The organism is Hymenobacter sp. H14-R3 (genome assembly GCF_030063445.1).
In the GTDB taxonomy this organism is placed as follows: domain Bacteria; phylum Bacteroidota; class Bacteroidia; order Cytophagales; family Hymenobacteraceae; genus Hymenobacter.
Genome location: NZ_JASITD010000059.1, coordinates 1 through 3,851, shown reverse-complemented (window position 1 = coordinate 3,851; position 3,851 = coordinate 1). Strand labels below are relative to the sequence as shown.

Below are 3,851 nucleotides of genomic sequence, written 5' to 3'. Positions count from 1 at the left end.
TGTTCAAGCGCTTTTTTAATTATCAGGACGAGGCCCTGGAGGCCCTGCCGGACATGGCGGTAAACCCGCTGGCCTACAGCAGCCGCGTCTTTAACCTGGTAACTAATCTGGCGCTGGGCAATGCCGTGGTCGAGGAGCTCTTCCACGCCACGCACCGCGGGCCGCAGGGGCGCCCCGGCAGCGTGGACCCGGCACTGGCCCGCGCGACCGTGCACGAGCAGGTGCGCGCGCTGCGCCAGGCTCGGGGGGAGTTTGGCTACCAATAACATTCCGCCAGCCCGACGGGCGCAGCCGATTACTTGCTCTTGTCCCTTGGGGGCCAACTATGCCCGCGCTCCCGCATTCCCCTGCCCTGGCAGCTGCCCTGGCGCTGGCCGCCGCCGGCTTTCCGCACGCACTGGTCTGAAACGGTACACCTCCGCCACTAAGTCGGGCTAGCGCGCCAGCTGAGCAGGTCAACGAGTTCCCCGACCACTGGGTAGCCAGGCCGGTCCGAGCGCCGATTACGGCAGCTAAGTAAGTGGCTCAGCCGCCTGGACGGACCGCTTCTAAGCTTGGAATTGGACAGGCGAAGGCTCCGCGAAGCCGAACACTGCCTTACAGCTAAGAGGCCGCCACCTACTTAGTCCCTTTTTTCTTCCTGCTTGCTTTTCAACGATGATGCCTGCTTCCCGCTCCTTACCCGTAGCCGCTGCTACGCTACTTACCTTGACTGGAGTCCTGCTAGGCAGTTGCTCCTCCCCCAGCCCAACCACGAATGAAACGGCGCCGGCCGCCGGGGTTACCCCTGCGCCATCTCCCCAGTTTCCGTTCGGCGGCAAAGTCGATTCGCTCGATGGCATCGCGGGCCACCCCTTCGGCCAGCCGCTGAGCGCCTTCCCCAAGATGCGGCTCCTGCCTCCCACGCCGGGCCGGCTGACGCGCACCTATGAGTATGAAGGCACCGAAGGCTGGTTTGGTAAGCACCACAAGCAAGTCCGCACGCAGTTCTACTACTTTCTGAACGGCAAATTCTGCCGCTTCATGGCCCTGGGCGACCCGACCGTGCTGCGACCGGAAGCGACCTACCTGTTCGGGCCCGGCCAGGCCGAGGGCAAGTACCGTCTCTTCTGGGAGGGCAACCGGGCGCGGGCCACGTATAGCGAGGAAGCCAGCGGCATGGGGATGGAAGGCCAGCTCGATGTACTCAGCAAGACGCTCGAAGCCGAGCAAGCGGCCCAGGCCCAGGCTAAGCTCAAAGCTGAGAACGCGCAGTAGCAGCCGCACCAGGTTGGGTCCTAACCTGCCGCCCGGGACCTACGTTGGCCAATAATAGGGCGCCGTCCTAAAGGGGGGACCGCTTTAGTTTATCGTGATGCTGAAAGTAGGCCGCGCTAACCGCCACTCAGTCTACAACCTGCTTGCACCCCAGGTTTTAAGTTGTGCCCTAGTGAGTTCGCAGTAACGAGCAGTGGCGCTACTCGCTGAATAAGCCTCCTTGGTCATTCCGGCCCGCTGGCCCGCACCCCCGGTGTTCTACCAGCCCCAATGGCTATAGAATACTCCTGCCCGCCCGAACCAGAAAAAGCCTCGCAGCTACTCGCTACGAGGCTTTTTTAATGAAAATTGAGCTTAGCGGCCAATTTCCGGCTTGGTGATAAGCTTCCGCGTGCAGGACTGCTCACCGGCCCTATAAACCGGCTGCTCGCGGCGGCGGTAGCAAGCGAGGTAAGTCGTCCCTACACGGCGTAGCGCCCGGAGTGACGGCTTACCTAATGACCCGAAGCTATTCACTTGCCAGTCCGCTCACCCGCCCCCTAATTTAGTCCCCATCTAGCCCCCATACTGCTCCTTTATTCTTTTCTCCCGCTCGGCGCTCGTTTCAGCGGGTAGTGCCCAACTGGTTGCCTTGCGTCGCAATCGCCCTTCCTCGCTTGGCTCCTCCTGCGTCACGCTGCTGAGTACCTGTACGAGGCGGCTCTTGTCGCTCAGCAGCCCAGCGGCCAGCGTGGCATCGGTCACTTCCAGCAACTGATGGGCCGCGTTGGGAGCTACGACGTAACCGGCCTCCTCCCCAATGTGATTCAGCACGACATGAATCACGGACTCGTTGCCCTCCCGAAAGGGAGCTAGCTTACTGTATTCCAGATGATAGTCAGCCAACCGGAATACAAACTCCGGCTTATCCAGACCGCCCAGGTAGTTTTCGCGGAACAGGCGAGCGCTCAGGTCTTCGAGCCGCTGGTTTACCTTGTCGGCGGGCACCAGCGTGATTAGTTGGCCGTGGACTCCTTCTCGGGTATCATACTGCGGGGGCAGCTTCGCCTCGGACTTATCCTTTAGAGCCAGTTCGGCCAGCATTCGCTCATCTCCCCGGGTGGCGCCGGGCTTCGCGTAGATGTCCTGCATTACGTAGGCGTGCAGTTGACGCAGGTGCTGGGTATCCAGGGTGCCGGGTAGATAGGCATCGCCAATGCGCAGCTGCCACACCCGTACCCCCCCGGCCACGTCCTGCGCCATCTGGAGCGCGACCGGGTCCGTTAGGTCCAGTTTGTTTTCGGGCACCGGGGCAATTCGTGGTTCGTTGGACCGGTCTACTTGCGTCGACGTCTTTTCTTGGCCAGTTGCTTTACTGGTTGCCTGCTGCTGTTCTGGTGGTTTCCCTTGGTCATCGTAAGCGGAAATAAGGCCGTCAGTCATAAAACTTGAAAAGTATAAGGGGGTAAGGAGGCAAGCGCGCGTCTTTTTAAGTAATCGTCACCTCGCCGGTCGGAGTCGTTTTCTTCTTCCTCCCCAGCACTGGTGCCAGCTCTTCAGAAATTTCTATTTCGTGCAGCTGATGCTTTTTGTCTAACTAAGTTTTTCTGACCCAGCTGACTCCTCGCTAACTAGCAAGCGGGCCGTACTACTTACGGGTCCTGTTACGGCTGTTATTATGGCTTCCCCACCGATTTACTAGCCACGACAACTGGCATAAAGGTGGGTGTATCCGCAGTCTCATTAGCGGTCATTTCGGCCTCTATTCGCAACAAATCAGCCCTTTGCACGGCAGCAGCGGCTCGCTTGGCAGCTTCAAGGGGGGCCCGCTGCAGCGCTTCCTGCACCAAGTAGAAAACAGTTCCTTCACTGCCAATCTCACCGGCAGCGTAGGCGGCGAAAATGGGCTGCTGGGTCGGATGCTGAAAGTGCGCCCCCTGTAGCAAGAAGGCCAGTTCGGTGGGGTCGGGCGGGGTATAGTTGGTCGGCATGAATGAAAAAGGCTAGGTGGCAGGTAAGATAGCGGTATTTGCCCTTAGCGCAGCTACCTGCCTTATTTTTAGGAACGGTAGCTGCTTTCGCCGGGCCTTCCTCGAAGAGGCTATTGTCGCCGCTTTTCCCGATTACCGGTGCTATCTGCGGCGCGCACCGCACTTACTTGCCGGCTGGAACACGCAGGTCTGCCAGCCCCAGTTGCGGGGGCCGGTCCGGAGCGGTAAGCTGCGTAATCCGCTTTCGCGTCCTGCGCCTACTGTGCGGCGAGTTACTCTTTGCTTCGCGCTGCTCAAGCGCGGTACGTGCGGGCTGAGTGGCGCGCCACTAGTGGAACGCCAGCTTTTAGGCCGCGAAGTGTTTGTACCTCGGAGCTTGTCAGCGAGCATGGACTGGCTGCGCAACGCGGGCACAAGCGGGTTTCTGACTAAACCCAATGTTCAGGCTTCCGATAGTAGCCCCTGGGAAGTATCCCTTCGCACCAACGCTGGTATTTTCTGAGTCGGATACTCCTGTCCCGCGTGCCTCTCCCTAAGTTCACCCACTGGGGCCATCATCTGTTTTGTCAGGCACTGTCCCCTTGCCTCCACCTGTTGGTCGAGCAAGGGACCAAGATTTAACAG

4 protein-coding genes are annotated in these 3,851 nt (G+C 59.9%); 2 read left to right on the top strand and 2 right to left on the bottom strand.

The features are described 5' to 3' along the window. Both QMK33_RS23190 and QMK33_RS23185 read left to right on the top strand, forming a co-directional pair. Positions 1-266, top strand: a 266-nt coding sequence (locus QMK33_RS23190) for a hypothetical protein (RefSeq protein WP_283567008.1), incomplete at its 5' end; no start/stop codon positions are given. A 391-nt stretch (positions 267-657) separates the two neighbouring features. After that, positions 658-1,257 carry a hypothetical protein gene (locus tag QMK33_RS23185; RefSeq protein ID WP_283567007.1) on the top strand — a complete coding sequence of 200 codons (600 nt, stop codon included), beginning with the start codon at positions 658-660 and terminating at the stop codon, positions 1,255-1,257. A gap of 555 nt (positions 1,258-1,812) precedes the next feature. On the opposite strand, the gene QMK33_RS23180 is transcribed toward QMK33_RS23185, so the two are convergent. Then, the gene (locus QMK33_RS23180) at positions 1,813-2,544 is read right to left on the bottom strand and encodes a Fic family protein (RefSeq protein WP_283567006.1); all 732 of its coding nucleotides are present in this window, start codon (positions 2,542-2,544) and stop codon (positions 1,813-1,815) included. A gap of 368 nt (positions 2,545-2,912) precedes the next feature. Next, positions 2,913-3,227, bottom strand: a complete 315-nt coding sequence (locus QMK33_RS23175) for a hypothetical protein (protein WP_283567005.1) — start codon at positions 3,225-3,227, stop codon at positions 2,913-2,915. Positions 3,228-3,851 lie beyond the last annotated feature (624 nt).

Bases quoted from the DNA above. Each gene is read 5' to 3' on its own strand.
- QMK33_RS23185 (WP_283567007.1), top strand. From the start codon at position 658: ATGATGCCTGCTTCCCGCTCCTTACCCGTAGCCGCTGCTACGCTACTT.
- QMK33_RS23175 (WP_283567005.1), bottom strand. From the start codon at position 3,227: ATGCCGACCAACTATACCCCGCCCGACCCCACCGAACTGGCCTTCTTG.